Raw genomic sequence first — 26,037 nt, 5'->3', positions numbered from 1 at the left:
TAGCAAGGAGTAAATAAATGAATTTAATTGAACAAGATTTGGATAGTCAGGGAATTTTAACGTTAACTTTAAACCGACCTGAGAAGTTAAATGCTTTAAGTTCCGAAGTATTAGATGCTTTAGAAGAATTATTTCATTATGCAAAAACAAATCCCAAAGTTAAGGCATTGATGATCACGGGTAATGGTAAAGCATTTTGTGCGGGTGCAGATATTAACCGCTTGGCTGAATGTACCGCTCAAACAGGATATGAATTTGCATGTCGAGGACAAGAAGTGTTTCGACTTTTGGAAACTTTGGGTAAACCTTCATTGGCAGCGGTAAATGGCTTTTCATTCGGTGGGGGCTGCGAATTAGCTATTTCTGCAACATTAAGAATTGCTTCCACAAAAGCCCAATTTGGTCAGCCTGAAGTAAAGCTGGGGGTGATTCCTGGTTATGGGGGCACGCAACGATTAGCGCGTTTAATTGGTAAGGGACGTGCGCTCGACTTATGTTTAACTGGGCGATTTATTAATGCAGAAACGGCGCTCCATTGGGGATTGGTTAGTGAGGTTGTTGAACCAGAAGCTTTGTTAGAACGCGGTAAAATATTATTGCAGGGAATATTGAGTATGGCGCCGCTTGCTGTAGCGAGCATAATTGAAGTTATTGATCACGGTTATGATTTGTCTTTAACTGATGCTTTACATCTAGAAGCAATACATTTCGCAAAAGTATGTGCTTCTGAAGACAAGCGAGAGGGAGTTGCGGCATTTCTAGATAAACGAGTTGCTCAGTTCAAAGGAAAATAATCATGACTGATGAAGTACTTTTTAATCAAGAGGGTTCATTAGGAGTCATTACATTAAATAGACCCAACGCTTTGAATGCATTGACTTTAAATATGATTCTTAATATCCAAAGACAATTGAGTTTGTGGAAGGAAGATGACGCTATCCATGCAGTCGTAGTGCGAGCAGTTCCTGGGAATGCTTTTTGTGCGGGAGGTGATATCCGCTCACTTTATTTTTCCGGGCAAGTTAATGATGCGGAACAAATGCAATTTTTTTGGCACGAATACCGTTTAAATCATTTTATTCATCATTTAGGTAAACCGTATATTTCGTTAATTGATGGGATGGTGATGGGTGGGGGAGTAGGTATTTCCATGCATGGGAGCCACCCTATAGCCAGTGAGCGATTCGTATTCGCTATGCCGGAGACTGGCATTGGTTTCTTTCCCGATATTGGTGCAAGTTATTTATTAACTCGATGCCCCGGATCTTTGGGTATTTATTTGGGGTTAACGGGTAATCGCTTGAGCTCGCATGATGCCATGAAAGCAGGATTAGTTAAAAAAATAATATCTTCGGAACAAATGCCTGCTTTGTATGATGCATTAATGAATGAAGATTTATCAAAAGATCCTATGGAGCAAGTCAATCGGTGTATGGAAGCTTTCACGAGTACATCTTCTACGGAGGAGGTAAGCCAAATTAAACCTTCGATTGATGTCTGTTTTGCGCATCCAACAGTTGAAATGATCCGCGAGTCATTACAAAGTGCTAATACAGTATGGGCAGAGTCAGTTGATAATACTTTGGCACAGAAATCTCCTTTGAGTCTTAAAGTGACGCTAGCGCAATTACACAAAGCGAGGGGAATGTCTTTAGCACAATGTTTAAAAATGGATTATGATATCGTCAGTCATTTTATGCATGGCCATGATTTTTATGAAGGAGTTAGAGCTTTACTAATAGATAAAGATAAGAGTCCTCAATGGCATCCGACCCGTTTGGATTTGGTTTCAGAGCAAATGGTTCAGAACTATTTTGAACGCTCTCATCCTGGTTTGGAATTAATATAGAACTTACTGTTTATGTTTGAAATTGGTGTTGTAATTGAAATTGACAACACCATCTTTGAGTTATTCATTAAAATAAGTATGAGGATATGGAATCAAAAATGCATTTTTGTAGTACTTGAGGAATGTTCTTGCTCTAGGGAGACAGATTTATTTTCTTGACTTTCTTTGTTTTTATCATTCATCGTGGTGAGTTTATAAACTGAAGAACCAACCGCTGCGGCTGCAATAGAATAGCCTGTAGTTTCAAAAGCGGCTTTAACTGGCGCAACAAAAAATCGTGACATCATTTTCAATCCTTTTAATAACGTTAAATGCTGTAGAATGCCCTAAAATTGCACACTACAGCATTTATCATACACTATTTTTGCACATAACAAACCATTTTTTGAAAATTAAATGATTGTTATGTAATAGATGCGCTCATTAATTTAATTTAGAACCTTTGTTTTCCTCTTTTTCATTGGTTTGCTCTTCAACGACTTCTTCAATTCGAGGAGTTGATCCCTTGGTCGCAAACATAGTATGTCTTGATTTTCCAGGTGATGGTTGGTAATCCTCAGGAACCACTTTTGTCAAGGGTTCAGGTCCCATAATTTCACCTACACCAGAAACAATACCAAATATGGCGGCAGTTAAGCACATGCGCATCGGTACTTGTTTCAAAGCCATGGATCCAAAGGATTTCAATGAAGTTTTTGGATCGTTTAAGAAGCAATAAAATAGTTCTTTAGTTATTTTAAAGGTGCTCGCATTGTGGAGGCGTCCATCAGGAGTAACCTTAGATTGCAGGAGTAAGTAATCTTTATATACTGTTGGGACATATGCACAACCGCCTGCAACGGCCCCAGCGGCTGCTCCGCTTATAAGATGTCCCTTACCACCTTCAAATTGTAGTTTTTTGGCAATTTTGTCTTCAAGAACACATAAAGCCGTAAAGTTAATCAACCCCGATCCATATCTTGGTATAAAGCCTCCCGTCATTAAACTCCACGCGTTATGAGGGGTTTTCCATTTAAAGTTTTCAGGAAGAATGTTACCTTTTCTCAACGTAGATAAAGACTCGGATATTTGGGTAACCAGAAGCTCGCCAAGTGCCATAGGCCCAATATAACGCCAAGTCGCTCCTGAATATTTTTTCCCCTCTTCTTGGAGAGCTCCCTCATCTTTTAGAAGATTTTCTTCTATAGGCTTGCTGCCCCCTTTAGCACCGGAAACATAGCCACTTCGAATTACTGAGCCCGAAAGAGAAGCTGAAGTGCCTGCATACATTGCATTGAAGAATCCCAGAACTCCGCCTTGGTAAGGAGGAATCATCGTACCGTTCTTGGTTAAGCTAACTAACATTGTTTTTATCGGACTTTGAACAAATACAATACTAAAACTGGTGAACAATGCAACAGTAGAGAAATTCAGTCCATTCCAAACTTGTGTGTGGATCTGATCCATGGAGGGCATCCATTTTGGAAAATCAGGCCCTTTTTTCCCTGGAGGTGGAACCATGGGAGATGCAACAACTGGTGTTGAAACAACTGGTGTGGTTGTGTGCGTAGATGTTTTCGCGGTTTTGGTTTGTAAATTATACTTTACTACATCCATTGGGGTAGTAAACCATGTAGTGGGATATAGGGTTGAGAACCATTTTGCGGTAATCATTTGTCCGGATTTTGAAGCTTTTATTTGTTCTCTTATAAAATTCATTGGTGTTGGAAACCAGGAATAATTCCCCATATTTGGGAGATTCCATACTGGTGTAAACGCAGGTGCTTTCCCATTTTTTACGTCTTGCATTCTTTGCTTTATCAAATCCATTGGGGTCAACGTACTCCATATAGATGGAACTATGGTTTGCCTAGATTTTGTATTTGAAGTTTCTCTTTTAGTCTGCATAGCTATATCTTATATTAATTGTTGAATTTGAATTCGTATTATACGGATCAAAAATTAACTGAACCTTAACAAAATTGATTAATTAGAATAAAATCAATTCTCAGGGTTCATTTTGTGGGCACACGGGTATTTGAATGAAACAAAACCTCCCGTAAATCGTTTTTTTTATAAGAAAAAATTGTATATTTACAGGAGGTTACTAAGAGGTTACTAAGATAGATATCGGTTAGTGCCGAAGAAAAGCACAATGTGATGATAGAAAAAAAATTACTATTTAAATTTCTAAATTTTTAAAAATTCAAACGAACAATTAGAAACATGGAGTTATTTTAGCCAATCACCAAGAATATCAATGATTTTTTGTGCTTGTTCGGCGCTGGAAATATTAAATTTAGATTTTTGCCAGTATTGATTATTACGTTTTTGATAACGGCGAATTGAAAATTTTACAGGGCCGAAGTCATTTTGAGCATTATCCCAATCTTGATACTTAAACATAATCGTAGTCCAAGCCCCACGAGTTAGTATTTTCTTATCCAATTCTTTAACTGTTTCTGTCCCATTTTCGCCATAAGCAATAGTAATTTCATCTATACTTGCCGTCATTTCTTGGTTTACCTCAATGAATATTTAAAAAACAAAGAACGTATCACTAATAAGTGCTTCTCTGCGCTAAAATTTTGAGAGTTTAGCTTATTTCTTTAACTTACCATAGAGTTGAATGGTGATTCGCTCAAAAAATAGAAATCAATGAAAAAAATAAACGCTTTATTGGATGGATTGTAGTTTACCGTTAACAAAAGTCATGGATACAGTAGGTTGATACTCACCAGGCTGATAGATCCAAACTACAGGTTTGGTTGCTGTGGGTACAATTTCATTGATAAAGGAATTATTTACAATAGAAGGGCTTCCGCAAGCGTAATAGACTTTTTGTACCGGATCCCCGGCTTGAATATTAGCCCCCTGGCAAACAGAAACTGCATTGCTATCAGAACCATTCATTTTGATGGAGCGTACTTTTTGATTCACAATGTCTATTTCAAGCTGTACTCCGCCACTACCTGTAGGCAAATTCCATACTCCATAAAAAGCGGTACTCGTTCCCATATTATTGTAAATGAGTTGTTGTACTGGAATTTTTTGCATCAAAGGTTGATTGGATTCCTGCTGGCTTACGGGTTGTCCACAAGCTGCAATCACTTCATCAGGAGTCATCCCTACCTTAATATATCCATGGTTTTGTGGACAATAATAAGATTGGGTATCAGCAAATAGACTAAAAGGTACAAGAAGCAATCCTAAGCCAGTGCTACTGAGGAGCGTCAATTTCATAAGTTAATCCTGATAATCCTCTGCTTAAAATTAAGTATAGTCGCTTTTATAATAATCTCCAGGGTAGGCTTGCATTGATAAATAAAGTAATAATTTTCAATAAAACCAGAATGATAAAGGGGGAAAAATCAAAACCTGAAATATCGGGAACAATCTTTCTACCAAGCTTTAACAAGGGTTCTGTTAACATACGTAAAAAGTCGGCAATTGGTCCTTGCCAGTTGGGATTAATAAAACTCATGATAACGCGCACGAGTATGGCATAAAATAAAATATCACAAGGTTGGATAATTAAGTCCGCAATGATGTACATCACTATGAATCCAATAGGAATTAATCCACCTAAGGCAAGAAGGCTGATACAGAGAATTTTCAATAGCTCAACCAGAACCAAAGTAATGAAAGCGGGCACATCATATTTTTGTCCGGGTTTATAGGGTTGTTTTGTTATCAGTTGGATAGGATTGACTATAGGGTTAGTTACTTTATAAATAAGTTGGCTTACTGGGTGAAGGGCACTGACACGTAAATAGCGTAGGGCGATTCGAAGCCATAAACTGAAAATGGCGAGTGAAAAAAATAACGAAACCACGAAGATCAATACAACGATAATTCCAGACATATATTCCCCTGTACACGTATTTAGGCAACTAATTTTTCCAGGATTATAGCGCGTCGCTTTATTTTTGTCGCTCACCAAATAAGGCGCGTCCAACACGCACAATAGTGGCACCTGCTTTAATAGCTGGGACTAAATCATCACTCATTCCCATAGATAAGGTATCCATGTTTAGACCAAGTTCACGATTGAGTGAATGCATCAATTGATTAAGTTGCTTAAAGATTTCATATTGACTTTGCATATCCTGTTGGGGGGGCGGAATAGTCATTAAGCCTCTTAGTTTGAGGTAAGGTAGTTGATTCACAGCTAAGGCTAATTCGGCTGCATGTTCTGGGGGTATTCCTGATTTGGTTTTTTCCTCAACCAAATTAATTTGTAAACAAATATTGAGTGGGTCTAAATGGCGTGGACGGTATTCATTGAGATGCTGGGCGATTTTAAATCGACTAATACTATGCACCCAGTTAAAGGAAGTGGCAATCCCTTTGGTTTTATTACTTTGAATGGGGCCGATAAAATGCCAGCATATAGGACTATTTTTAAATGCATCTATTTTTTTTTGTGCTTCTTGGAAGTAACTTTCACCGAAGTTAGTAATTCCAAGCTGAAATAATTGATTAATGGCCTCGATGCTTTGTTGTTTGCTGACAGCGAGCAAAAGGACACTTCCAGGTTTTCTGTCGCATTCAAGTTCAGTTTGTCTGATTAATTCTTTTATTTGCTTTAAATTGTTATAAAAATTCATGATTTTTAGATACACCCTTGAAAATCTCAACAATAACAAAAGAAACAATATTTGCCGAGTACCACTTCGTGAGCTAATCTAATAGCATTAGATTGAGATTGATTTTAAGGTCCAATCTATTATTGATTCAATCGGGATGATTAAGCAATGGACATAGCGGAACTATTGGCGTTTTCAGTAAAAAATAAATCCTCAGACTTACATCTTTCTGCAGGTTTGCCTCCAATGATTCGAGTTGATGGGGATTTACGTAAAATCAATTTACCCGCCCTGGAGCATAAAGAGGTAATGAAAATTGTCTATGATGTAATGAATGACAGGCAGAGAAAAGAATTTGAAGAATATTTAGAGGTTGATTTTTCTTTTGAAATCTCAAATCTAGCCCGTTTTAGGGTGAATGTGTTTAATCAATTACGTGGCGCCGCGGCAGTTTTTCGTACCATCCCTTCCGAAATTTTAGGCATGGATGATCTAGGACTACCTCCTATTTTTGAAGAAATGGCTAGTTATCCTAAGGGATTAGTATTGATAACTGGTCCTACAGGCTCAGGTAAAAGTACTACATTGGCTGCGATCATCGATTACATTAATGCAAATCGTTACGATCATATTTTAACAGTTGAAGATCCTATAGAGTTTGTACATCAAAGTAAGAAATGTTTGTTAAACCAACGGGAAGTTCATCGTGATACGCTGAGTTTTAATGCGGCTTTACGTTCGGCACTTCGCGAGGATCCGGATGTGATTCTAGTCGGGGAATTGCGGGATTTGGAGACAATCCGCTTGGCAATGACTGCTGCGGAAACCGGACATCTTGTATTTGGGACCTTACATACCAATTCAGCAACCAAAACCATCAATAGAATTATTGATGTGTTTCCTGCTGAAGAAAAATCGATGGTGCGTTCTATGTTATCCGAATCTTTGCAAGCCGTAGTAGCACAAACTTTATTGAAAAAAAATGGTGGGGGACGGGTTGCTGCTTTGGAAATTATGATTTGTACCGGTGCGATACGAAACTTAATTCGTGAAGATAAAGTGGCACAAATGTACTCTTCAATCCAAACAGGTCAAGGCAAAGGAATGCAAACTTTGGATCAGCATTTAACTGAGCTGGTGAAGAAAAATATTATCTCTATTTATACAGCACGTGAAGTGGCTATTGATAAAAATTTATTTTAAAGGGTTTCCCGAAGGTCTATGTAATGCAGCCATTCAATTCAGTTGGACTCTTTGATTTGTCATCTTTCGATTTGGATTCTATTCTGGTACCTCTTAGAGGGCGAAGCTCCTGTTTGCAGTGCTGAAGATCCCATAAAACTCAATTCCCGCTTTCGCGGGAATGACAAATGAATAACTTTAATGACATGAAAGCCGGAGCTATTTAAAGCTTAAGCATTTTTCTGCAATTCAATCAATTGAGGAATACCAATTTCGGCAAGTGCCAGCATGTTGTTCAATTCATCGCGATTAAAATGTCTGTCTTCGGCAGTGCCTTGAATCTCTATGAAATGTCCTGCTTCGTTCATTACTACATTCATGTCTGTTTCAGCAAGTACGTCTTCGGCATAATCTAAATCAAGTACCGGTTGACCCCGATAGAGGCCCACAGAAACTGCGGCAATGTAATGAAATGCAGGCATTTTACGTATTTTTTCGCGTTCGACCATCCAAGTTACCGCATCCCTCATTGCGACGCAGGCACCGGTAATAGCGGCAGTTCTTGTACCCCCATCAGCCTGAATTACATCACAATCTAATGTTATTGTATTCTCCCCTAAAACTTTTAAATCAACACAGGCTCTAAGAGAACGGCCGATTAGACGTTGAATTTCCATGGTTCTGCCGCCTTGCTTTCCCTTGCTTGCTTCGCGTTCAGTACGGCTATGAGTTGCGCGGGGAAGCATTCCATATTCAGCAGTAACCCAGCCCTGGTTTTTACCTTTAATAAAACGAGGAACTCCATCAGTAACCGAAGCATTACATAATACTTTAGTTTGTCCGAATTCAACCAGGACGGAACCTTCAGCGTGTTTGGTGTAGTTTCTGGTGATTTTAACAGAACGTAGTTGATTTGCTTCTCGATTACTTGGGCGCATGGAATAATCCTCGTTAAAAATTAGGAATTATAACGCTTAACTCCCTGAGTTGCATCCTAAAGTATATACGACGCAATAAAACAAATACCATTTGGATTAACAGTGATTCATTCAGCCAGGAATAACTTGAATATTAGGGAACAGAAATGCTAAAGAATAATTCACCCAAAATTATGAAAATTTTTTTATATTCATATTGATTAATATTGATTCATCATGTTATTTTCAATTCTATCTATAAAAAAAGTGTCCATTATGTGTCATCGCAGTCATGAATACAGTGTTGCATTATCTGCAGATTTATCTGCAAGCTCTCTGTTTGTCTGCGATTTAGTTGTTTCCCAAAGTCATTCTTCTTTATTAGTGATTCTTGTCTTACCCGATTTTCCCTAGGGCGGTTTTTTTCCATTATCCGCACCTCTCTAGGGAGGAAGCGAGCGGGTAATGAATTAAATTTGACATCACTTTTGGAGAATATTATGACTCAAACTAAAAATGAGGCGCATAAAGACAAGACGCGCCCTAAAGAAAAGAAAAACAATCTTAGTGTAGTTCAAAGCATCATCTCGGGAAGTATCACTGGGGCTTTTGAAGTGTTCGTGGATCATCCTTTGTGGTCTATAAAAACACGAATGCAAAAAAAAGAACCCTTTACTCTAAATCCACAAGTATTGTATCGAGGCATATTGCCAAATGCTGCGAGTATGGTCCCAATAACTGCGGTTCAAGTTGGTTTAAATCGTTTTTTCCAAAATTGGTTTTTTGGGAATAAATATGAATTGTCTAATAGCCAAAAGCTAATTAGTGCATTTGCTGCTGGAGTTGGTTCTGCTGCAATTAGTTGTCCAACTGAGATGATCATGACCCACCAAAAGCACAGTTTTTTTGCGGCGGGCTCCTATCTGGTGAGGCAGGGAGGATGGTCTCATCTTTATACGGGGATGTTGTCAACGATGCTTCGAGAGGGTATGTTTTCTACATTTTTTTTGGCGGTGACACCTGCATTAAAAGTCAGAATAATGGAATATTGCCCTAATGATTTTGCTGCTTCTTCCTTTGCTGGTATATTGGCAGGAATTGGAGCAACATTAGCGTCACAAAAGTTTGATGTAATAAAGACAGTACAACAGGCTTCTATTTCTAAAAATTCTTCTGGTTTTTTCCAAGCGACTCGGAAGATTCATGCAGAGCATGGCATTTATGGTTTTTTTAATGGTGGGCTTCCCCGAGGTCTACGAGTGATGTCTGCGGTTACACTGATGAGTTGGATGAATGAGAAGTTAAGTGAACTATGGTCGCATCATCAGTCGCCACCAAAATCCGGGCCTGGTTCTTCGCTAAGCAAATAATTCTTTAATCCCGGGTTTTCAATCCGGGATATACCTTAATATGTTTTCATAAGTAGATCTTTAATTAATCGTCAGATTGTTTTAAAATTGATCATTGTGGTTGCTATGCTGAGGTGCATATCAAGAGGTTTGTATCTGTGCAATTGCTTTAAATTGGGGTATATTCGCGCAAGGTTTATTCATTGGTATTCTATATGCTTCAAAGTATGACGGCTTTCTCGCGAGTGCAAAAGCAAATCGAAGAGGGGCATTTTTGTTGGGAAATTAAGTCAGTTAATCATCGATATCTGGATGTTTCATTTCGTTTACCTGAATCATTCCGATTTATAGAACCTCAATTGCGTCATGTGTTGCGAGATGTAATCAATCGCGGCAAATTAGAGTGTCAGCTTAAATATCAAGACACAAGTTCTAATAATCAGTCTATGCTTATAAATACAGGCATGGTTAATGCATTAGTAAATTTAAGTGAGAAACTTTCTGCATCACATCATTTGCCGAATGATTTAAGTATTAGTCGTGTCTTATCTTGGCCTGGTGTGGTGCAAGCCAGTGTGCCCGATGCAGATATTTTAGGAGAGCACGCACTTTCTTTATTTAAGAGTGCGATTGAGCAACTAAAACAAATGCGTGTAACCGAAGGGAGCGCACTGAAAGCACATATTGAAGGGAGACTAAGTGAATTAGGTCAAGAAGTTAAGCGCGCACGTTCTATAGTATTAACGCAAACAGAACAAGTAAAAGATAAGCTATTGACCCGATTACACTCAGTGAAACTTGAAGTGCAAGAGTCACGTGTGGAGCAAGAAATTGCTTTAATTTTGGCTCGTCTTGATGTCAGTGAGGAATTAGATAGACTACAGACTCATCTTGATGAGGTGAGTCGGACGTTAAATTGCGATAAAATCGCAGGAAGACGTCTAGATTTTTTGATGCAAGAATTAAATAGGGAGGCGAATACGCTAAGCTCAAAATCGGACTCTGGAGAATTGACTAAGAGTGCAGTAGAAATGAAAGTTTTAATTGAGCAAATGCGTGAGCAAATTCAAAATATTGAGTGAGTACTATTGTGGGTGATTATTCGGGTAATTTATTTATTGTTGCAGCACCTTCTGGGGGAGGCAAAACAAGTTTAGTAAAAAGGTTGATCGAAACTATGGATAATATTGAGGTATCCATTTCGCATACAACTCGAACCATGCGGCCTGGAGAGCGTAATGGAGTGGATTACTTTTTTACTGATGAAAAAGAATTTATGCGTATGATTGATGATTGTGCTTTTTTGGAGCATGCCCGAGTCTTTAATCATTTATATGGAACCTCCATGGAGCAAATTGCAAGACGTTTGCAAAATGGTATCGATGTGGTTCTGGACATCGACTGGCAAGGAGCGACTCAGATTAGACGTTCTTTTCCTGAGGCGGTGAGTATTTTTATTGTGCCCCCATCCTTGGAAGTCTTGAGACAACGACTATTAAATAGACGACAAGATAAAGATGATGTGGTTAGTGATCGAATGAAAAAGGCTCAAGATGAGCTGAGTCATTATCCTGAATTTGATTATTTAATCGTTAATGATAATTTTGAAAAAGCAGCGATGGAGTTGGGAGCGATTGTGATTGCAAATCGCTTGTGTATTAAGCGACAGATAAATAAACAATCAAAATTGCTTTCTTTCCTGTTGTCATCGCAGTAAAATACAAGGTTTTGCTACCGGAGAATGATTTATGGCACGAGTTACAGTTGAAGATTGTTTAAAAAATGTTGCGAATCGATTTGAGCTGGTTATGGTAGCCACGAAACGGGCACGTCAAATTGCGGTTCGAGGAGATCAACCCATGGTAGAATGGGAAAATGATAAACCGACCGTGGTGGCTCTACGTGAAATAGCAGAAGGTTTAATTACCCCAGAAATTTTGGATAAAGAGTAGATGGCACTGTTTATATAGCCTGGGCGAAGCGGACCTAGGTTTTGGTTACTCATTCCAGGATTCCGCTTGTTCACCCTAGCTACAAATCAAAGAGAGGACTGTGATTATTCGAAGGTGCCTTAATAGGGTGAATTTAGGGGTATAGGGGTATGGTCATGTTAGATACTAGGGAGTACTGCGTGAGCTACTTTAAGGAGCTCGATGAAGAGCTGAAATGCTACCTTGAGCAGTCGCAAATAGAAAAATGTTACCAAGCCTATTTGGTCGCGGAGAAAGCGCATCATGGACAAATGCGTCGTTCTGGCGAGCCCTATATTACTCACCCTGTTGCAGCAGCCTTGATTCTCGCTCGAATGCGTCTTGATTATCAAACGATCATGGCTACTTTACTCCACGATGTGGTTGAAGATACTTCCGTGAGTAAAGAAGATTTAACCCGTCAATTTGGCGAAGAAATTACCTCTCTTGTAGATGGTGTTACCAAACTAACTAAAATCAAATTTGAATCAAAAGCAGAAGCGCAGGCGGAAAATTTTCGTAAAATGGTCTTGGCCATGGTCAAAGACATTCGTGTAATTATCGTTAAGTTGGCTGACCGACTACACAACATGAAAACTCTTGGTGCAATGCCTTATGCAAAACGCAGACGTATCGCCATCGAAACTTTAGAAATTTATGCACCAATCGCTAACCGTTTAGGGATGCATTCAATTTATGTAGGCTTAGAGGATTTAGGATTCCAGGCATTGTATCCGATGCGGTATAGGGCAATTAAATCAGCAGTTGAAAAATCTCGGGGCAATCGACGTGAATTGACCCAAACTATTGAACGTGATTTGCAACTGGCATTAGCACAATTGAATATCCCTTATGAACAAGTATTCGGCAGACAGAAGCACTTATATAGCATTTATAAGAAGATGCGTCAGAAAAAAGCCTCATTTACCGAAATTACTGATGTTTTTGCTTTTCGTGTGATTACTGAAGATATTGATTCCTGTTACCGGATTTTGGGTGCTTTGCATTGTACTTATAAACCGGTACCGCAACGCTTTAAAGATTATATTGGCATACCTAAGGCAAATGGATATCAATCGCTCCATACGACCTTGTTTGGACCTTTCGGAGTCCCTTTGGAAGTGCAAATTCGTACTCGTGATATGGATAAAGTAGCGGATAATGGAGTAGCTGCACATTGGATCTATAAATCTTCAGGTCTCGAGGTCAATGAAGCCCAATTGCGCGCAAGAGAGTGGGTACAAAGTCTGTTAGAAATGCAACGCAGTACAGGAAGTTCATTGGAATTTATCGAAAATGTTAAAATTGATTTATTCCCCGATGAAGTATACGTATTTACCCCTAAAGGTCACATTATGGAGTTACCCAAGGGAGCGACTCCGGTTGATTTTGCTTATTCAGTTCATTCTGGAGTAGGTAATAGTTGTGTCGCTGCAAAAGTAAATCGAAAACTGGTTCCACTCAGTATACCCTTATCAAATGGCCAAACAGTAGAAATTATCACCGCGCAGGGAGCCCATCCAAATCCGGCATGGCTAAACTTTGTAGTTACTGGAAAAGCCCGTTCAAATATTCGTCATTTTTTGAAAAGCCAACAGAATACCGAATCAATTAGTTTAGGAAAGCGCCTCCTTGAGCAATCTTTAAATGAGTTGTCTAGTGATTATGCAAAAATACCACCTGAATCCTTACAAGCATTATTAAGCGATTTACATTATAAAGCGATAGATGATTTACTTTATGCGATTGGCATAGGCAATCAAATGGCGATGGTAATTGCGAAAAGATTGGTAGTTTCACAAGATTCTAATGAATTGGATAAAGGAATTAAAACCCACCCCTTGGCAATCAAAGGTACCGAAGGAATGGTGGTGCATTTTAGTGAGTGCTGTCAGCCTATTCCTGGTGATAATATTGTAGGAAAATTCCAGCAAGGTCGAGGAATTATAGTACATAGCAGTGATTGTACTACACTCAAAAACTCACGAACCAATCCAGAGCAATTTGTTGCTTTACGGTGGGATGAGAAGGTTGAAGGCGAGTACTGGGTTGATATAACAGTGGATGTAGTGAATGAACGCGGTGTGTTGGCCGCACTCGCAACTGCTATCGCTGAGGCTGGATCAAACATTGGTAATATAAATGTAGATCCGCGTGATGGCCGGCATAATGCGGTAACTTTCTCAATTAGTGTTGTGGATAGAACCCATTTGGCACGCGTCATGCGTCGATTGAGAGCAAATAAAGTAGTCATGCGTCTTTATAGAAAAAAACAAGGGGATAATTAATGCAACCTGTAAATACAAAATTGGCTCCTGAGGCTATTGGAACCTATTCACAAGCAATCCAGTGTGGCGATACAGTTTATCTTTCAGGTCAAATACCACTTGATCCAGTTACTATGCAACTATGTAGTGAAGATATTAAACTACAAATCACACAGGTTTTAGAAAATTTAGCAGCAGTTTGTGAAGCCGCTGGTGGTAGTTTGGCGCAAATTGCGAAATTGAATGTGTATCTTACAGATTTGCGTCATTTTCCATTAATTAATGAAGCAATGAGTCGTTATTTTGCGGCACCTTATCCAGCACGTGCTGCGATAGGAGTTTCTGCATTACCACGTGGCGCTCAAGTTGAGATGGATGGTATAATGGTTTTATCTTCGAAGTAATTCATTTACAAGTAGCCTGGTGAAGACCAAACGGCAATCCGGGAATCAATAATAAGAAAACCGAACACCGCTTCGCTTCCCGGCTACATATTTTAAAAGTCAGAGTTAGTGTATGAGTATAATTTCCCTTCATGGCGTGTCCCTCAATATTGCGGGTAATCAGTTATTGGATAATGCAGATTGGCAGATTCAACCACAGGATCGTATTGCCTTAGTTGGACGAAATGGAGCAGGTAAATCTACACTTCTTAAACTGCTGCAAGGGGATTTGATTCCTGATAGCGGTCAAATCCAGCAACTTTCTGGATTGCGTGTTGCTGGATTAACGCAGGAAGTTCCAATTGCAGAAGAAGAGTCCGTCTACCATTTCCTCGTAAAAAGCCTTGGTGAAGTAGGAGAGGTTTTATGCCGTTTTAATGAATTATCCCAATCGGGAGATATGGATAAATTAGCCGCATGCCAACAACAAATGGATACTTTACATGCTTGGGACAAATTGCCGCACATTGAGACCATGGCCAGTCGTTTAGGCATAGACACTCGAGAGCGTATGAATAACCTCTCAGGTGGCATGAAACGACGCGTGCTTTTAGGAGCTGCGCTAATCGCCACCCCAGATTTATTATTATTGGATGAACCGACCAACCATTTAGATATTGAAGCAATTGAATGGTTAGAATCTTATTTGAAAAGTTTCAAAGGATCGGTGTTGTTAGTCACTCACGATCGGGAGTTTTTAAGTCAAGTCACTAATCGGATTGTAGAAATAGATAGAGGGAAGTTGTACCAGCATGACTGTGATTATGAAACATACCTGGACAGAAGAGAGTCCATTCGTCTAAGCGAACAAAAGCAAAATAATTTATTTGATAAAAAGCTAGCCGAGGAGGAGGTATGGATTCGTACAGGAATCAAAGCACGGCGTACTCGAAATGAAGGGCGAGTTCGTGCCTTGAAAGCATTGCGTGAAGAATATAAAGCACGTCGAAATCAAGTGGGGAAGGTTAAAGCATTCACCCTTGATGTAACTCGTTCAGGTTCGGTCGTGATTGAAGCAAACCATGTTAATTACACCCTAGGAGATAAAACGATTTTACGTGATTTTTCCTTATTGCTGACTCGAGGCGATAAACTGGGAATAATTGGCCCTAACGGGTGTGGTAAAACGACTTTAGTACGACTATTGCTTGGAGAGCTGCAGCCAGACTCTGGCGAGATAAAACTTGGTACGTCCCTGAGCGTTGCTTATTTTGATCAACTACGTCGGCAATTACATGAAGATCAAACCGTCATGTTTAATGTGGGTGATGGGGCCGATTATGTAACAATTAACGGCAAACAAAAGCATGTGGCCAGTTACTTGCGTGAATTTTTATTTTCATCCGAGCGGTTTAATCAACCAGTTTCGGTCCTTTCTGGTGGAGAAAGAAATAGGTTATTACTCGCAAAACTCTTTGCAAAACCAGTTAATCTGCTCGTGATGGATGAACCCACTAATGATTTAGATATTGAAACATTAGAACTTCTAGAAGACATGTTAGGGGAGTACCCTGGAACATTAATATTAATTAGCCACGATAGGGCTTTTATTAATCAGGTGGTTACCAGTGTTCTGGTTTATGAGGAAGCAGGGCAATTTAAAGAGTTTGTTGGGGGTTATGATGAATATAAAATGCATAAGAAACAACAACAGCGTGATCAGGCAACAAAAGCACCGAGTGTCAAACGAACTACGCCAACAAATAAATTAAGTTTCAATGAGCAACGAGAGCTTGCGCAATTACCCCAGAAAATAGAGTTATTGGAAGCAAAAATAGCAGAGTTACATTTAAAAATGGCTGATCCTAAATTTTACCAACAAGATGCTCAGATGATTGCAAAAATTAATCAAGGATTGGCTGAAGATGAAATGTTATTAACCCAACTTTATGAACGTTGGGAGGTATTAGAAGATGTTGAGAAAGGGAACAGATAAATGTTAGTAACATTAGCTTTGGTTGTTCTGTTAAGTTCAATTATAGTGTTCTTTTCAGAAGAATTTATCAAAGCCTTTAACAAACTCTTTGCTATAAAAGGTGCCAAATTAATTATACCCATGTTTGCTGCCTCCTGGCTCCTCTATACTTATAATTTTTGGGTTTTATGGGGAATATTTTACGCTCATGAACTATTACAAGATGTATTAAATTTAATAGTGCGTATAATGCCTTTTCAGAAGGGGGCGGTCTCATTAGTTTTGGTATTTATGCTAACTTTTCTTTCCGTTGTCCCGGTACTTATTTTTGATGTGTTCTACCGAAGAAAAAATTTTAAAGGATATGAACATCCTTATGTTGCGAGCGGTTTAATTTGGATACTAGCTGTTTTTCTATTAGTCATCATATGATCTTTGTAAAGAAATGTAATTTTTTTGTAAAGGTTCATGGGTCTTATTAATAAAACCTTAAGTTTTCTTTTTTATACTTCTTGCTTCAAATTTTGGAATTTAATAAAAAGAAAAAGGAGAATAAAGTGTCATATAAAAACCATCATCACCATAATCAAGTTACTGGTGTTCATTCAGGGGGCTCCCATCATCACAATCACGCTTCGCGTACCCCATTGTACCCGCCAGTGGTCACTACCCCTTATAGCCCTACTGTTCAGGTGACATCCCGGCGTCCTCAAATTGCAGTAGTTTCTCCTTCCCCTTATCGTCAGCATTACTATTCTGGTGGTCCTGGAGTAGTACTCGTAGGTAGTTTGGTGCTTCTTCCTATTTTTATCATTGCACTAATATTCAAGCTTACTATGGGATTTACTGCAGCCTCAACTACCGCAGGAATTGCAGGAGCGGGTGCTGCAGGTGCACTTGGTTTGAATCTGGCAACTTTTGGGCTTGGTGGACTTGTTTTATATGGGGCTTTAGGTTTGGTCTCTATATACTCTAGTGCTAAAGAATGTTACGACAGCAATAAAAATGTGTTCGAGATGATTAAATCGCGAGTGGTTAATGATGATGGATTAACTTTTAAAGGAATTATAAAATCTGTAGGTGCAGTTCTCTGGTCACCATTTTTGCTCATCGGTGGGTTGGCTGGAATGGGAGTTAAAGCAGCAATGAGAACTCGTTCATCAATCTCTCCAAGTTCTGAAAAACAGGGCGAAAGTATGGGTATAACAGGTTCTTATTCGGATATGGGTAATGTGTTTACACCTGGAAATACTGCGACCTCAAGGAACGAAAGAAATCCGATTCATTATAAAAATGTGTTAGCTGATTCTACTGAATTGCCCGATCTTCATCTCTTAGATTCACAGACCTCTTTTACTAGCTATAATATAAAAAAATAGCGACCAAGTGATATTACTTGCGTGAATTTCCCTAATTAAAACTAGATTGCAGTTTTTGGGTTCGTGGTTGAACCCAAAAACTAAAATAAAATCCCTACTCCGATCAGAATAAAATTCTTTCCCCCTCTAAAGGAATGCTCTATAGAGCCATTTTCCCGTATGAGGAGAATTCCAGAGCAAACTATTCTAATAGGGCAGCTAGATGAAACAGAATCGTTTGGTTTTAGAACAAAACGAGCTCAATTACAAAAACTCAACACAACAAACTGTTTGATGCTGAAATTGAAGGGTTACAATTGCGCAAAAAAAGAGTAATTATATTATCCTGGGAACCTCTAATACAATGTAAATATTCTTTTATTCATCGGGGATGATGAATGCTTGTAATCCGTGTATAATAGCGGCAATTTATTTTCAGGTTGCTCTATGAATAAACAGGATTTTTACTTTGACTTACCCCCAGAACTCATTGCGCAGTATCCATTGGCTAATCGCAGTGACTCACGTCTTTTAATCTATAACCGACAGAATGGTGAATATGGTCATTATCAGTTTCGTGAAATAGCAGATTTTTTAAATCCTGGCGATTTATTGGTAATGAATGATTCCAAGGTCATACCAGCCAGACTTTATGGCCATAAAACTACAGGTGGAAAAGTAGAGTTATTGGTTGAACGGATTACTAGCGAGTCTACTTTTCTCGCTCATATTAAAGCCAGTAAAGCGTTGAAGGCGGGCTCAATTATCAAGTTAGAGCAGAATAAAGAAATTAAAGTGATCGATCGAGATGATGATTTATTTCTTTGTCAAACTGATATGGATGTCTTGAATTTATTAAATGGAATAGGACATATTCCATTACCCCCCTATATTACCCGAAATGATGAAATTTTGGATCAGAATCGTTATCAAACCGTTTATGCAAAATATGAAGGATCTGTGGCAGCTCCCACAGCAGGTTTACATTTTGATGAACACGTATTATCAAGCATACGTTCAAGAGGAGTTAGTGTAGCCTATCTTACGTTACATGTAGGAGCAGGAACATTTAGACCGGTTCGATGTGATAATATCAAAGATCATAAAATGCATAGTGAGCACTTTACAATAAGTGCTGAATTGTGTGAGGCAGTACACCTCACGAAGGCTGCTGGAAATCGTGTAATTGCAGTAGGTACAACCGCTTTGCGTAGTCTTGAGAGTGCTGCACAAAATGGAACACTGACGCCCTGTAATAAAGACACAGATATCTTTATTTACCCAGGATATGAGTTTAAGATTTGCGATGGATTAATGACTAATTTTCACTTGCCCGAGTCTACTTTATTAATGCTCGTTTCAGCATTTATTGGCCATAAACAAGCAATGATGCTTTACCAGGAAGCAATTGAAAAAAGATACAGGTTTTTTAGTTATGGCGACACCAGTTTATTGCTGTAAATCAGGAGATCAGGAATGTTGGCTGCAATACAAAATTTTATCCCTGTTTTAACTTCAGAGGCCGGTTTGTGCCTCACAACGGCCAATTGGCAAGAGGCAAAGGTTACCGCAGCATCTTATTCCTTAGAAAGTTTGTTGTATAAGCCTGGTCAAAATGTACTTAAAAAAATATCTAATTTAGCGCATTATCTGGCATGTCCAGGGGTGATGATAATCAATGCCGCCTCACTTGTTGCCAATAAAGAAAAAGTTTATGTTCTCAAGTCTCCTTATGATGGTTCTCGAATCAAATTGACCGCTGAGGAACTTATCGAACTAATCAAGCATCTTAAGCCTAACGCAATACTCTTGCCCCAAAATATCATGCGTGATTTTCCACAAATTTGGGATAATTGGAATGAGGATATCATCCCCTTTCTTCATAGTGATGACTTAGAAAAGCATACGGTTATTCTACCCCATGGGGTTTATTTTAAAATTTTGAATGAACCGAATGGTGCAAAATTAGACCAATGGGCCAATATCCCTCGTTATGTAGCGGGCTGTTTTGATTCTGAGTTAATCCAGGGCTTGCTTCAACAGGGGATAGAATTTATTGAGACGGATGAGCCAGCACAAGCAGCTACACAAGGAAGAGTGTACAGCCACACTGGCACTGTGGACCTAATGGATTCAAAAGCAGCAATGGACTTTGAAATGATCGATGCGAACTGTGTTTGTCCTACATGCTCGCAACAATTTACCCGGGCTTATTTACACCATCTGTTGCATCATACTCCTTTATTATGTCAGCGATTTTTGATTCAACATAATGTGTTTTATGTGCAAAATTTATGATTCTAGTTGTTGATCTTTAACCCGTCACTTTAACCCTCACTGCCATAAAGATGTATTTTCATGAGAAGGGGAGTGGGGAGCTATGTTCCCTGCTTCCTTTTGGAGAGAAAGTGTCCGTAAGCGGATGAGTGGGGTATCTAATAATGTTTGACAGTTTTTTCCATACCCGATAGCATTACGGACAATTTGATGGCGCGGGGTGTCGTTATTAACGACTGAGAAATACCCGTTGAACTTGATCTGGTTCATACCAGCGTAAGAACGCCTTAAATCTGTATTATTTAAGCCAGTTAATTTCAGAGTACTTTGTATCCAAATGATGGGGGCTCTGTTAAGTTTTACGACTCGCGGAATACAGATTCTTTCTTCTATTAAGTCTTAGCGCGATACCTCTAGCCATCCTATTTTATTTATTAATACAAGGAGCTATGGCATGAGCGCGTTATCTACGAGAACTACCTTACTACTTAATTGGTATGCAAACCCTTATCATACCCCCATCTTTGTTGCCCATGCGTTAGGTTATTATCAACAGGAGGGTATTAAGCTGGCGATTTTAGAGCCAAGCGATCCTAGCGATGTAACCGAAATTGTGGGAATGGGGCATGTTGATTTTGGGGTCAAAGCTATGATTCATACCTTAGCTGCTCGTGCAAAAGGCTATGCTGTTACCTCAATTGGTACATTATTGGATGAACCTCCTACTGGACTCATTGCCCTTAAATCCAGTGGCATTCAATCTTTTCAGGATATTGTTGGTAAACGAGTTGGTTATATTGGTGAGTTTGGCAAAATCATTATTGATAATTTGGCAACTTTAGCTGGGATTGATCCTTCAAGTTATGAAACAGTTCGCATCGGCATGAATGTTACTGATGCTATTTGTCGTGACCTCATAGATACAGGAATTGGTTTTATTAATTTTCAGAAAGTTGAGTTAGAACATTTACGAGGTGAAACGGTATTTCTGCGTATCGATCAGCTTGCCGGATTAGGCTGTTGTTGTTTTTGCTCCATTCAATTTATTGTGCCAGAACGCATGTTAAAAAAACCAGAACTTCTTAAAGGATTTCTCAATGCCACCCAACGTGGTGCGGCCTTTACCACCGAAAATCCCGACGAAGCCTATGAACTTTTATGTAGGGCAAAGCCTCAATTAAGAACTCCTATGTACCATACAATTTTCATCCGTAGTTTACCTTTTTTCTCGCGCACGCTTTTAAATGTGGAGCGTGATTGGAATAAGGTAGAGCGGTTCGGCAAGCATTTGGGAATTATCAATGAGTCTTTTGCGGTTAATTCTTGTTATACAAATGAGTTCCTTCCTAAAACTCCTCATTCTGACCTAGAACCCATTGCATGTTGTGTTAGTGAATGAAATTAAGGATGCAGCCTATGTGCGGCTGCACTCAGGCTGTAATATTGAAAAGTGATTCATTAAATGAAAAACGTTGCTGTTGTTGGTGCTGGAGTTATGGGATGTTTATTAGCTTTACGTTTAAAAAACGAAGGCTGGCAAGTGACATTATTCGAGGCAGAAGGATTTTTTAATAATTGCAGTAATGCAGCAGCAGGACTTTTGTCACCCATGTCTGAACTCGATAAGGCGGACCAAATGATTTTTAATTTGGGTATGGAGTCAGTTGACGTTTTATGGGAGTCCATTCTAAATCAGTTAGAGGTGCCCGTATATTTTTGCCAAAAAGGATCTCTTGTAGTGCATCATCCCCAAGATAAAGCAGAATGGCAGCAATTTAGTTCCAGAATTGTAAATAAATTAAGCGATTCCTGTTATCAGTTGCTCCCTCAAAATGAACTAAGTCAACTGGAACCAGAACTGAATCATTTAAAAATGGCTTATTATTTTCCCAAAGAAGCACAACTTGATAATCAGACCTTGTTGCAGGAACTTAAAAAACATCTTTGTCAGTGCGGTGTTATCTGGCGAGATTATAGTTTTGTTTCTTGGGTGCATCCAGGCAAGATAGAAACAGGAGGAGCGCTTTATCCATTTGATTTTGTTTTTGATTGCAGAGGGCTTGGAGCCAAAAGTACTTTTCCAAATTTACGTGGGCTTCGTGGTGAACTTCTTTGGCTGTATGCACCGGATGTTCAATTAAACAGGCCGATACGTCTTTTGCATCCACGATATAATATTTATATTGCACCTCGTCCTAACTCTTATTACCTTATCGGCGCCAGCGAATTAGAAACAGAAGACTCCAGTCCTATTTCGGTGCGTACAACACTTGAATTATTAACTGCTGCCTACTACGTGCATAGAGGTTTTGCTGAAGCACGGATAATTAAGACAGTAACACATTGCCGTCCGACTTTAGTCCACCATCAGCCACGTATAAGATATGCCCAACAATTTATTGCTGTTAATGGACTCTATCGGCATGGATATTTAATTGCTCCGGCATTAGTAGAAGAGATTTTACGTGGACTAAAGAGCAATCAAAAAGACCTTTGTTACCCTGAGCTTTGGGAGGCTTATTCATGATCATTTTTATAAATGATAAATCCTTCACTCTTGATTCATCTTGTACCTTACAGGAACTACTTGAGCAAATCGAAGGTATTGCTGCGCATGTAGCAATAGCAATAAATAATCAGTTCGTTCCTAAGCCTATGTTTTCCAACACTATATTGTGTGAAGGAGACCGTATTGATTTAATTGTTCCGATGCAGGGAGGATAGGGTATGTGGTATTTAGCAGATAAACCGTTAACAAGTCGATTACTTCTAGGTACAGCAGGCTATCCATCACTTGAGGTAATGACCGAGGCTGTTCGAGCCTCTAAAACGAACGTAATTACGGTGTCTTTAAAACGGCAAATGCCTTGTAATATGGGGGGAGATTTATTTTGGCAGACTGTACGTTCTTTGGGTTGCCATATACTGCCTAATACTGCGGGCTGTCGTGACGCACAAACTGCTATTACTACAGCCGAAATGGCACGTGAATTATTTCAAACTTCCTGGATTAAATTGGAAGTAATAGGAGATGATTACAGTTTACAACCCGAGCCTTTTGAATTGCTGCATGCGGCTACTGAATTAGTGAAACGAGGATTTGAAGTATTCCCTTATTGTACGGAGGATTTAGTTTTATGTCAGCGATTAGTTGATTGCGGATGTAGGATTTTGATGCCTTGGGCCGCTCCTATAGGTTCTGGAAAAGGCTTGCTAAACCCCTTTGCATTGGAGACCTTACGCCAACGATTATCTGATATTACTCTGATTGTCGATGCAGGAATCGGGAAACCTTCTCATGCCACACGGATTCTGGAATTAGGTTTTGATGCGGTCTTATTAAATAGCGCGGTGGCCTCATCGATTCATCCAGTAACCATGGCTGAAGCTTTTTCACATGCAGTCATCGCAGGACGTTCTGCTTTTGAAGCAGGCCTTATGCCTGAACGAATTACGGCACAATCGTGTACCCCTTTAATCGATACGCCATTTTGGCATCAGGAGACCGCATTATGAGCGTTGTGTGGTGCAACACGGATAATGAAGCAGATAAAAAAACTTTTCGCGGCTTGGGTCTGTTGCCAACACAGCGATTTCAAATCGAGAATCGGCCTGCTGCAATCAAAATTGAAGAGAGATTCTCTACCGAGGACCTGCAAATTCTCAATCATTATACCGGCCCAGTAGTTTGGGATTTTAACTTATCATTATGGAAGGATGGTGAGGAGAAAAGGGGTACTGTAAGATTTTCTTTTGCCGATGTTTTGGTGCTGAATACACGTGAAGCTGAAGTCATTTTAAATGGCCAAGTAGAAACGCACCAAGCCATGCAAGAGGCGGCACATAAACTGCTAGCTTTTGGCGCTAAAAGTGTATTTCTCTTAGGATCGACTATGCAGAAATCCTCACGTCAGCATGATTATTGGACCAATGGAACCACTTCTTTTTGGCTCACTCAAAATCGTGTTTCTGATTCAAAATATCCAGAACTTCGTTCGATTCTCTCCGCGGCAATTACTGGTGCACTGGCTCTTGGCCATTTACTTGAAGATGCATTAATCATTGCAAAAATGTATGTTCATCAGGCAGTACGTCGAGGACAAAATAATGTTTATTATGGAGCTTTTCCAGAAGATGAAGCAGATTTACCTTATCTTGCTTCCGAACCATTATACGATCCACCGCAACCATTTAAGCCATGTCATCGTTTAGGTCTTTATCCAGTGGTTGATCGGTTTTCTTGGGTAGAACGGCTTTTGAATCTTGGAGTCAAAACCATCCAATTACGAGTTAAAGAACAAACTAAAAGCCTAGAAGAAGAAATGCGACGAAGTATCGCCCTGGCTAAAAAGCATCAGGCAACTCTATTTATAAATGATTACTGGGAAATGGCTTTAGAGTTAAATGCTGAAGCAGTGCATTTAGGACAATCCGATTTGGATACTGCAGATCTTGAGGCACTTAGAAAGCAGGGGATTTTGCTGGGAGTGAGTACTCATTGTTACTACGAAGTCGCACGAGCGCATGCACTGCGTCCTTCATATATTGCAATTGGCCCTATTTTTCCAACAACAAGCAAAGTAATGTCTTTTACCGCCCAAGGCATTGAAGGCTTACAACGTTGGATCCGTACCTTACATTATCCTTTAGTCGCAATAGGAGGAATTAATATTGAGCGTATGCCTGCTGTAGTGGCTACCGGTATCCAAGGTGTTGCTCTTATTTCTGCAATTACAGAAGCAGAAGATCCACAACAATCCACCCTAAAGCTTTTAAGTTTAATGGAACAATGAGGGCTGAGTATGTCTGTTTCATCCGAGGTACAACGCTATATACAGCAAATAAAATTAGAAGAGATAGGTCTTCAAGGACAAGAAAAACTCCAAAGAGCACGTGTATTATGTGTTGGCGCGGGAGGAATTGGAGCGACGTTACTCCCGTACCTTGCTGGTGCTGGGGTAGGGACTTTAGGCATAATTGATGATGATGTTATTGAGGAAAGTAATTTACATCGGCAAATACTTTACCAAGAAAAAGACATCCACCAACTAAAAGCAGCCACTGCAAAACTGAAATTAGAGGCTTTGAATTCAAATATTAACATCCAATCTTATGAGGTTCGTTTAAGTGATGAGAACGCAAAAGGTATCATTTCACAATATGATCTTGTAGCTGACTGCTCGGATAATTTTTATACTCGTTACCTGACTCACGATATTTGCTATCGATTGCAAAAACCTTACGTTTATGCCAGCGCTTACCAATTTCAAGGTCATTGTTCCTTGTTTTATGGTAAAAAGAACCCATGTTTACACTGTTTATTTCCAGTAATCCCCGATTCAATTGGAAATTGTCAAACTGGTGGGGTTTTAGGGACTCTTCCTGGTTTGCTCGGGATCATGCAAGCGACAGAAATTATTAAATGGATCACCCAAAGTGGTGTTTCTCTATTGAATCGTTTGCTGTGGATAGATTTTCTATCGATGGAGATAAAAAAGATTCATTTGGTAAAAAATAAACAATGTCAGTTCTGTGTTTACGACCAAACAATGGAAAAAAGTGTTTTTTCTCAATGCGTATCCTCCTATGAGATGGAGTCTTTTGCAGTTTCCTCACATGCATTACCCGGCTTTTTACAACAAAATACTGACGCATTATTGCTGGATGTAAGAACAGAGACAGAACACAGAAATTATAATTTAGGAGGACGATTCATTCCCTTGGCTGAGTTGCCAGACCGCCTTGATGAATTAAATCCTCTACAACCCACTCTCGTTTATTGCCAATCAGGTCAAAGAAGTAAGCGAGCTTGGATGCTATTAAGACAGGCTGGCTTTCGCACCATTTACCATTTAGCTAATGGACTAGGTTCTATGACGGACGTAAAACTGGGCTAACTAAAGATTCTACTCACGTAACTCTATGCTGCCTAAGGCTACACT

The 26,037-nt window shown here is 39.4% G+C and carries 28 protein-coding genes and 1 riboswitch; of the genes, 21 read left to right on the top strand and 7 right to left on the bottom strand.

Translation table 11 applies throughout. The annotated features are described in order from the left end of the window. Window positions 1–17 precede the first annotated feature (17 nt). Window positions 18–794: an enoyl-CoA hydratase/isomerase family protein gene (locus ACWTE2_RS09335; protein ID WP_454785130.1), complete on the top strand. Its 777-nt coding sequence runs from the start codon at window positions 18–20 to the stop codon at window positions 792–794. A gap of 2 nt (window positions 795–796) precedes the next feature. Continuing rightward, window positions 797–1,849 carry an enoyl-CoA hydratase/isomerase family protein gene (locus tag ACWTE2_RS09330; protein WP_454785129.1) on the top strand — a complete coding sequence of 351 codons (1,053 nt, stop codon included), beginning with the start codon at window positions 797–799 and terminating at the stop codon, window positions 1,847–1,849. Window positions 1,850–1,941: 92 nt separating this feature from the next. Here ACWTE2_RS09330 and ACWTE2_RS09325 read toward each other — a convergent pair whose 3' ends face one another. From ACWTE2_RS09325 to ACWTE2_RS09300, 6 genes are all read right to left on the bottom strand, one after another. Next, window positions 1,942–2,136, bottom strand: coding sequence for a hypothetical protein (locus ACWTE2_RS09325; protein ID WP_454785128.1), 195 nt, complete (start codon window positions 2,134–2,136; stop codon window positions 1,942–1,944). Between the two features lie 136 nt (window positions 2,137–2,272). Next, complete coding sequence (locus ACWTE2_RS09320) at window positions 2,273–3,658, bottom strand: hypothetical protein (RefSeq protein ID WP_454785127.1); 1,386 nt, start codon at window positions 3,656–3,658, stop codon at window positions 2,273–2,275. Between the two features lie 402 nt (window positions 3,659–4,060). Then, window positions 4,061–4,342: a hypothetical protein gene (locus tag ACWTE2_RS09315; RefSeq protein ID WP_182393002.1), complete on the bottom strand. Its 282-nt coding sequence runs from the start codon at window positions 4,340–4,342 to the stop codon at window positions 4,061–4,063. A 162-nt stretch (window positions 4,343–4,504) separates the two neighbouring features. Next, window positions 4,505–5,071, bottom strand: coding sequence for a DUF2845 domain-containing protein (locus ACWTE2_RS09310; RefSeq protein ID WP_454785126.1), 567 nt, complete (start codon window positions 5,069–5,071; stop codon window positions 4,505–4,507). Window positions 5,072–5,117: 46 nt separating this feature from the next. Beyond that, window positions 5,118–5,693 (bottom strand): YggT family protein, encoded by a 576-nt coding sequence (locus ACWTE2_RS09305; RefSeq protein WP_182393004.1) that lies wholly within the window; start codon window positions 5,691–5,693, stop codon window positions 5,118–5,120. Window positions 5,694–5,751: 58 nt separating this feature from the next. After that, window positions 5,752–6,438 carry a YggS family pyridoxal phosphate-dependent enzyme gene (locus ACWTE2_RS09300; protein ID WP_454785125.1) on the bottom strand — a complete coding sequence of 229 codons (687 nt, stop codon included), beginning with the start codon at window positions 6,436–6,438 and terminating at the stop codon, window positions 5,752–5,754. Between the two features lie 147 nt (window positions 6,439–6,585). On the opposite strand from ACWTE2_RS09300, the gene ACWTE2_RS09295 reads away from it, so the two are divergent. Further along, entirely contained in the window at window positions 6,586–7,620 is a 1,035-nt protein-coding gene (locus ACWTE2_RS09295; RefSeq protein ID WP_454785124.1) for a type IV pilus twitching motility protein PilT, read from the top strand. A 209-nt stretch (window positions 7,621–7,829) separates the two neighbouring features. Here ACWTE2_RS09295 and rph read toward each other — a convergent pair whose 3' ends face one another. Further along, window positions 7,830–8,537: a ribonuclease PH gene (gene rph, locus ACWTE2_RS09290; protein WP_182393007.1), complete on the bottom strand. Its 708-nt coding sequence runs from the start codon at window positions 8,535–8,537 to the stop codon at window positions 7,830–7,832. A 216-nt stretch (window positions 8,538–8,753) separates the two neighbouring features. On the opposite strand from rph, the gene ACWTE2_RS09285 reads away from it, so the two are divergent. The 18 genes from ACWTE2_RS09285 to ACWTE2_RS09200 all read left to right on the top strand — a co-directional run bounded on the left by ACWTE2_RS09285 (window position 8,754) and on the right by ACWTE2_RS09200 (window position 25,992). Beyond that, on the top strand, window positions 8,754–8,930 hold the full coding sequence (locus ACWTE2_RS09285; RefSeq protein WP_454785123.1) for a hypothetical protein: 177 nt from the start codon (window positions 8,754–8,756) through the stop codon (window positions 8,928–8,930). 86 nt (window positions 8,931–9,016) lie between these two features. Next, entirely contained in the window at window positions 9,017–9,886 is an 870-nt protein-coding gene (locus tag ACWTE2_RS09280) for an MC/SLC25 family protein (protein WP_454785122.1), read from the top strand. A 194-nt stretch (window positions 9,887–10,080) separates the two neighbouring features. Next, window positions 10,081–10,947 (top strand): YicC/YloC family endoribonuclease, encoded by an 867-nt coding sequence (locus ACWTE2_RS09275; RefSeq protein ID WP_182393010.1) that lies wholly within the window; start codon window positions 10,081–10,083, stop codon window positions 10,945–10,947. Between the two features lie 5 nt (window positions 10,948–10,952). Then, window positions 10,953–11,582: a guanylate kinase gene (gene gmk, locus ACWTE2_RS09270; protein ID WP_182393615.1), complete on the top strand. Its 630-nt coding sequence runs from the start codon at window positions 10,953–10,955 to the stop codon at window positions 11,580–11,582. Between the two features lie 31 nt (window positions 11,583–11,613). Then, complete coding sequence (gene rpoZ, locus ACWTE2_RS09265) at window positions 11,614–11,817, top strand: DNA-directed RNA polymerase subunit omega (RefSeq protein WP_010653170.1); 204 nt, start codon at window positions 11,614–11,616, stop codon at window positions 11,815–11,817. Window positions 11,818–11,996: 179 nt separating this feature from the next. Further along, entirely contained in the window at window positions 11,997–14,123 is a 2,127-nt protein-coding gene (gene spoT / locus ACWTE2_RS09260; RefSeq protein ID WP_454785121.1) for a bifunctional GTP diphosphokinase/guanosine-3',5'-bis pyrophosphate 3'-pyrophosphohydrolase, read from the top strand. Then, complete coding sequence (locus tag ACWTE2_RS09255) at window positions 14,123–14,506, top strand: Rid family detoxifying hydrolase (protein ID WP_454785120.1); 384 nt, start codon at window positions 14,123–14,125, stop codon at window positions 14,504–14,506. The genes spoT and ACWTE2_RS09255 overlap by 1 nt, the downstream gene beginning before the upstream one ends. A 112-nt stretch (window positions 14,507–14,618) precedes the next feature. Further along, complete coding sequence (locus ACWTE2_RS09250; RefSeq protein WP_454785119.1) at window positions 14,619–16,481, top strand: ATP-binding cassette domain-containing protein; 1,863 nt, start codon at window positions 14,619–14,621, stop codon at window positions 16,479–16,481. Further along, window positions 16,482–16,892, top strand: coding sequence for a hypothetical protein (locus ACWTE2_RS09245; RefSeq protein ID WP_454785118.1), 411 nt, complete (start codon window positions 16,482–16,484; stop codon window positions 16,890–16,892). 125 nt (window positions 16,893–17,017) lie between these two features. Continuing rightward, window positions 17,018–17,839: a hypothetical protein gene (locus ACWTE2_RS09240; protein WP_454785117.1), complete on the top strand. Its 822-nt coding sequence runs from the start codon at window positions 17,018–17,020 to the stop codon at window positions 17,837–17,839. 426 nt (window positions 17,840–18,265) lie between these two features. Beyond that, window positions 18,266–19,279 (top strand): tRNA preQ1(34) S-adenosylmethionine ribosyltransferase-isomerase QueA, encoded by a 1,014-nt coding sequence (queA, locus tag ACWTE2_RS09235; protein ID WP_454785116.1) that lies wholly within the window; start codon window positions 18,266–18,268, stop codon window positions 19,277–19,279. A gap of 15 nt (window positions 19,280–19,294) precedes the next feature. Continuing rightward, a complete protein-coding gene (locus tag ACWTE2_RS09230; RefSeq protein WP_454785115.1) occupies window positions 19,295–20,116 on the top strand; it encodes a tRNA-guanine transglycosylase in 822 nt (273 codons plus the stop codon). 185 nt (window positions 20,117–20,301) lie between these two features. Next, a riboswitch (TPP riboswitch) is annotated at window positions 20,302–20,395 on the top strand. A gap of 154 nt (window positions 20,396–20,549) precedes the next feature. Then, window positions 20,550–21,494: an ABC transporter substrate-binding protein gene (locus tag ACWTE2_RS09225; RefSeq protein ID WP_182393018.1), complete on the top strand. Its 945-nt coding sequence runs from the start codon at window positions 20,550–20,552 to the stop codon at window positions 21,492–21,494. Between the two features lie 63 nt (window positions 21,495–21,557). Beyond that, a complete protein-coding gene (locus ACWTE2_RS09220; RefSeq protein ID WP_454785114.1) occupies window positions 21,558–22,622 on the top strand; it encodes an FAD-dependent oxidoreductase in 1,065 nt (354 codons plus the stop codon). Further along, the gene (gene thiS, locus ACWTE2_RS09215; RefSeq protein ID WP_182393020.1) at window positions 22,619–22,819 is read left to right on the top strand and encodes a sulfur carrier protein ThiS; all 201 of its coding nucleotides are present in this window, start codon (window positions 22,619–22,621) and stop codon (window positions 22,817–22,819) included. The genes ACWTE2_RS09220 and thiS overlap by 4 nt, the downstream gene beginning before the upstream one ends. Window positions 22,820–22,822: 3 nt before the next feature. Then, on the top strand, window positions 22,823–23,611 hold the full coding sequence (locus ACWTE2_RS09210; protein WP_182393021.1) for a thiazole synthase: 789 nt from the start codon (window positions 22,823–22,825) through the stop codon (window positions 23,609–23,611). Next, window positions 23,608–24,888, top strand: a complete 1,281-nt coding sequence (gene thiE, locus ACWTE2_RS09205) for a thiamine phosphate synthase (protein WP_454785113.1) — start codon at window positions 23,608–23,610, stop codon at window positions 24,886–24,888. The genes ACWTE2_RS09210 and thiE overlap by 4 nt, the downstream gene beginning before the upstream one ends. 9 nt (window positions 24,889–24,897) lie before the next feature. Then, window positions 24,898–25,992: a ThiF family adenylyltransferase gene (locus ACWTE2_RS09200; protein ID WP_454785112.1), complete on the top strand. Its 1,095-nt coding sequence runs from the start codon at window positions 24,898–24,900 to the stop codon at window positions 25,990–25,992. Window positions 25,993–26,037 lie beyond the last annotated feature (45 nt).

It is taken from the genome of Legionella nigrisilvae, from assembly GCF_977063395.2.
The sequence above is the reverse complement of the archived record's forward strand: the minus strand, read 5'-3'. Positions and strand labels throughout refer to the sequence as shown.

Coding starts and splice junctions, on each gene's coding strand:
- ACWTE2_RS09315 (WP_182393002.1), bottom strand. CDS start 4,342: ATGACGGCAAGTATAGATGAAATTACTATTGCTTATGGCGAAAATGGG.
- ACWTE2_RS09230 (WP_454785115.1), top strand. CDS start 19,295: ATGTTGGCTGCAATACAAAATTTTATCCCTGTTTTAACTTCAGAGGCC.
- rph (WP_182393007.1), bottom strand. CDS start 8,537: ATGCGCCCAAGTAATCGAGAAGCAAATCAACTACGTTCTGTTAAAATC.
- thiS (WP_182393020.1), top strand. CDS start 22,619: ATGATCATTTTTATAAATGATAAATCCTTCACTCTTGATTCATCTTGT.
- ACWTE2_RS09210 (WP_182393021.1), top strand. CDS start 22,823: ATGTGGTATTTAGCAGATAAACCGTTAACAAGTCGATTACTTCTAGGT.
- queA (WP_454785116.1), top strand. CDS start 18,266: ATGAATAAACAGGATTTTTACTTTGACTTACCCCCAGAACTCATTGCG.
- ACWTE2_RS09325 (WP_454785128.1), bottom strand. CDS start 2,136: ATGATGTCACGATTTTTTGTTGCGCCAGTTAAAGCCGCTTTTGAAACT.
- ACWTE2_RS09255 (WP_454785120.1), top strand. CDS start 14,123: ATGCAACCTGTAAATACAAAATTGGCTCCTGAGGCTATTGGAACCTAT.
- ACWTE2_RS09285 (WP_454785123.1), top strand. CDS start 8,754: ATGTTATTTTCAATTCTATCTATAAAAAAAGTGTCCATTATGTGTCAT.
- ACWTE2_RS09280 (WP_454785122.1), top strand. CDS start 9,017: ATGACTCAAACTAAAAATGAGGCGCATAAAGACAAGACGCGCCCTAAA.
- ACWTE2_RS09335 (WP_454785130.1), top strand. CDS start 18: ATGAATTTAATTGAACAAGATTTGGATAGTCAGGGAATTTTAACGTTA.
- ACWTE2_RS09295 (WP_454785124.1), top strand. CDS start 6,586: ATGGACATAGCGGAACTATTGGCGTTTTCAGTAAAAAATAAATCCTCA.
- ACWTE2_RS09220 (WP_454785114.1), top strand. CDS start 21,558: ATGAAAAACGTTGCTGTTGTTGGTGCTGGAGTTATGGGATGTTTATTA.
- rpoZ (WP_010653170.1), top strand. CDS start 11,614: ATGGCACGAGTTACAGTTGAAGATTGTTTAAAAAATGTTGCGAATCGA.
- ACWTE2_RS09245 (WP_454785118.1), top strand. CDS start 16,482: ATGTTAGTAACATTAGCTTTGGTTGTTCTGTTAAGTTCAATTATAGTG.
- ACWTE2_RS09250 (WP_454785119.1), top strand. CDS start 14,619: ATGAGTATAATTTCCCTTCATGGCGTGTCCCTCAATATTGCGGGTAAT.
- ACWTE2_RS09320 (WP_454785127.1), bottom strand. CDS start 3,658: ATGGATTTGATAAAGCAAAGAATGCAAGACGTAAAAAATGGGAAAGCA.
- ACWTE2_RS09200 (WP_454785112.1), top strand. CDS start 24,898: ATGTCTGTTTCATCCGAGGTACAACGCTATATACAGCAAATAAAATTA.
- ACWTE2_RS09305 (WP_182393004.1), bottom strand. CDS start 5,693: ATGTCTGGAATTATCGTTGTATTGATCTTCGTGGTTTCGTTATTTTTT.
- ACWTE2_RS09330 (WP_454785129.1), top strand. CDS start 797: ATGACTGATGAAGTACTTTTTAATCAAGAGGGTTCATTAGGAGTCATT.
- thiE (WP_454785113.1), top strand. CDS start 23,608: ATGAGCGTTGTGTGGTGCAACACGGATAATGAAGCAGATAAAAAAACT.
- ACWTE2_RS09310 (WP_454785126.1), bottom strand. CDS start 5,071: ATGAAATTGACGCTCCTCAGTAGCACTGGCTTAGGATTGCTTCTTGTA.
- ACWTE2_RS09275 (WP_182393010.1), top strand. CDS start 10,081: ATGCTTCAAAGTATGACGGCTTTCTCGCGAGTGCAAAAGCAAATCGAA.
- ACWTE2_RS09225 (WP_182393018.1), top strand. CDS start 20,550: ATGAGCGCGTTATCTACGAGAACTACCTTACTACTTAATTGGTATGCA.
- ACWTE2_RS09300 (WP_454785125.1), bottom strand. CDS start 6,438: ATGAATTTTTATAACAATTTAAAGCAAATAAAAGAATTAATCAGACAA.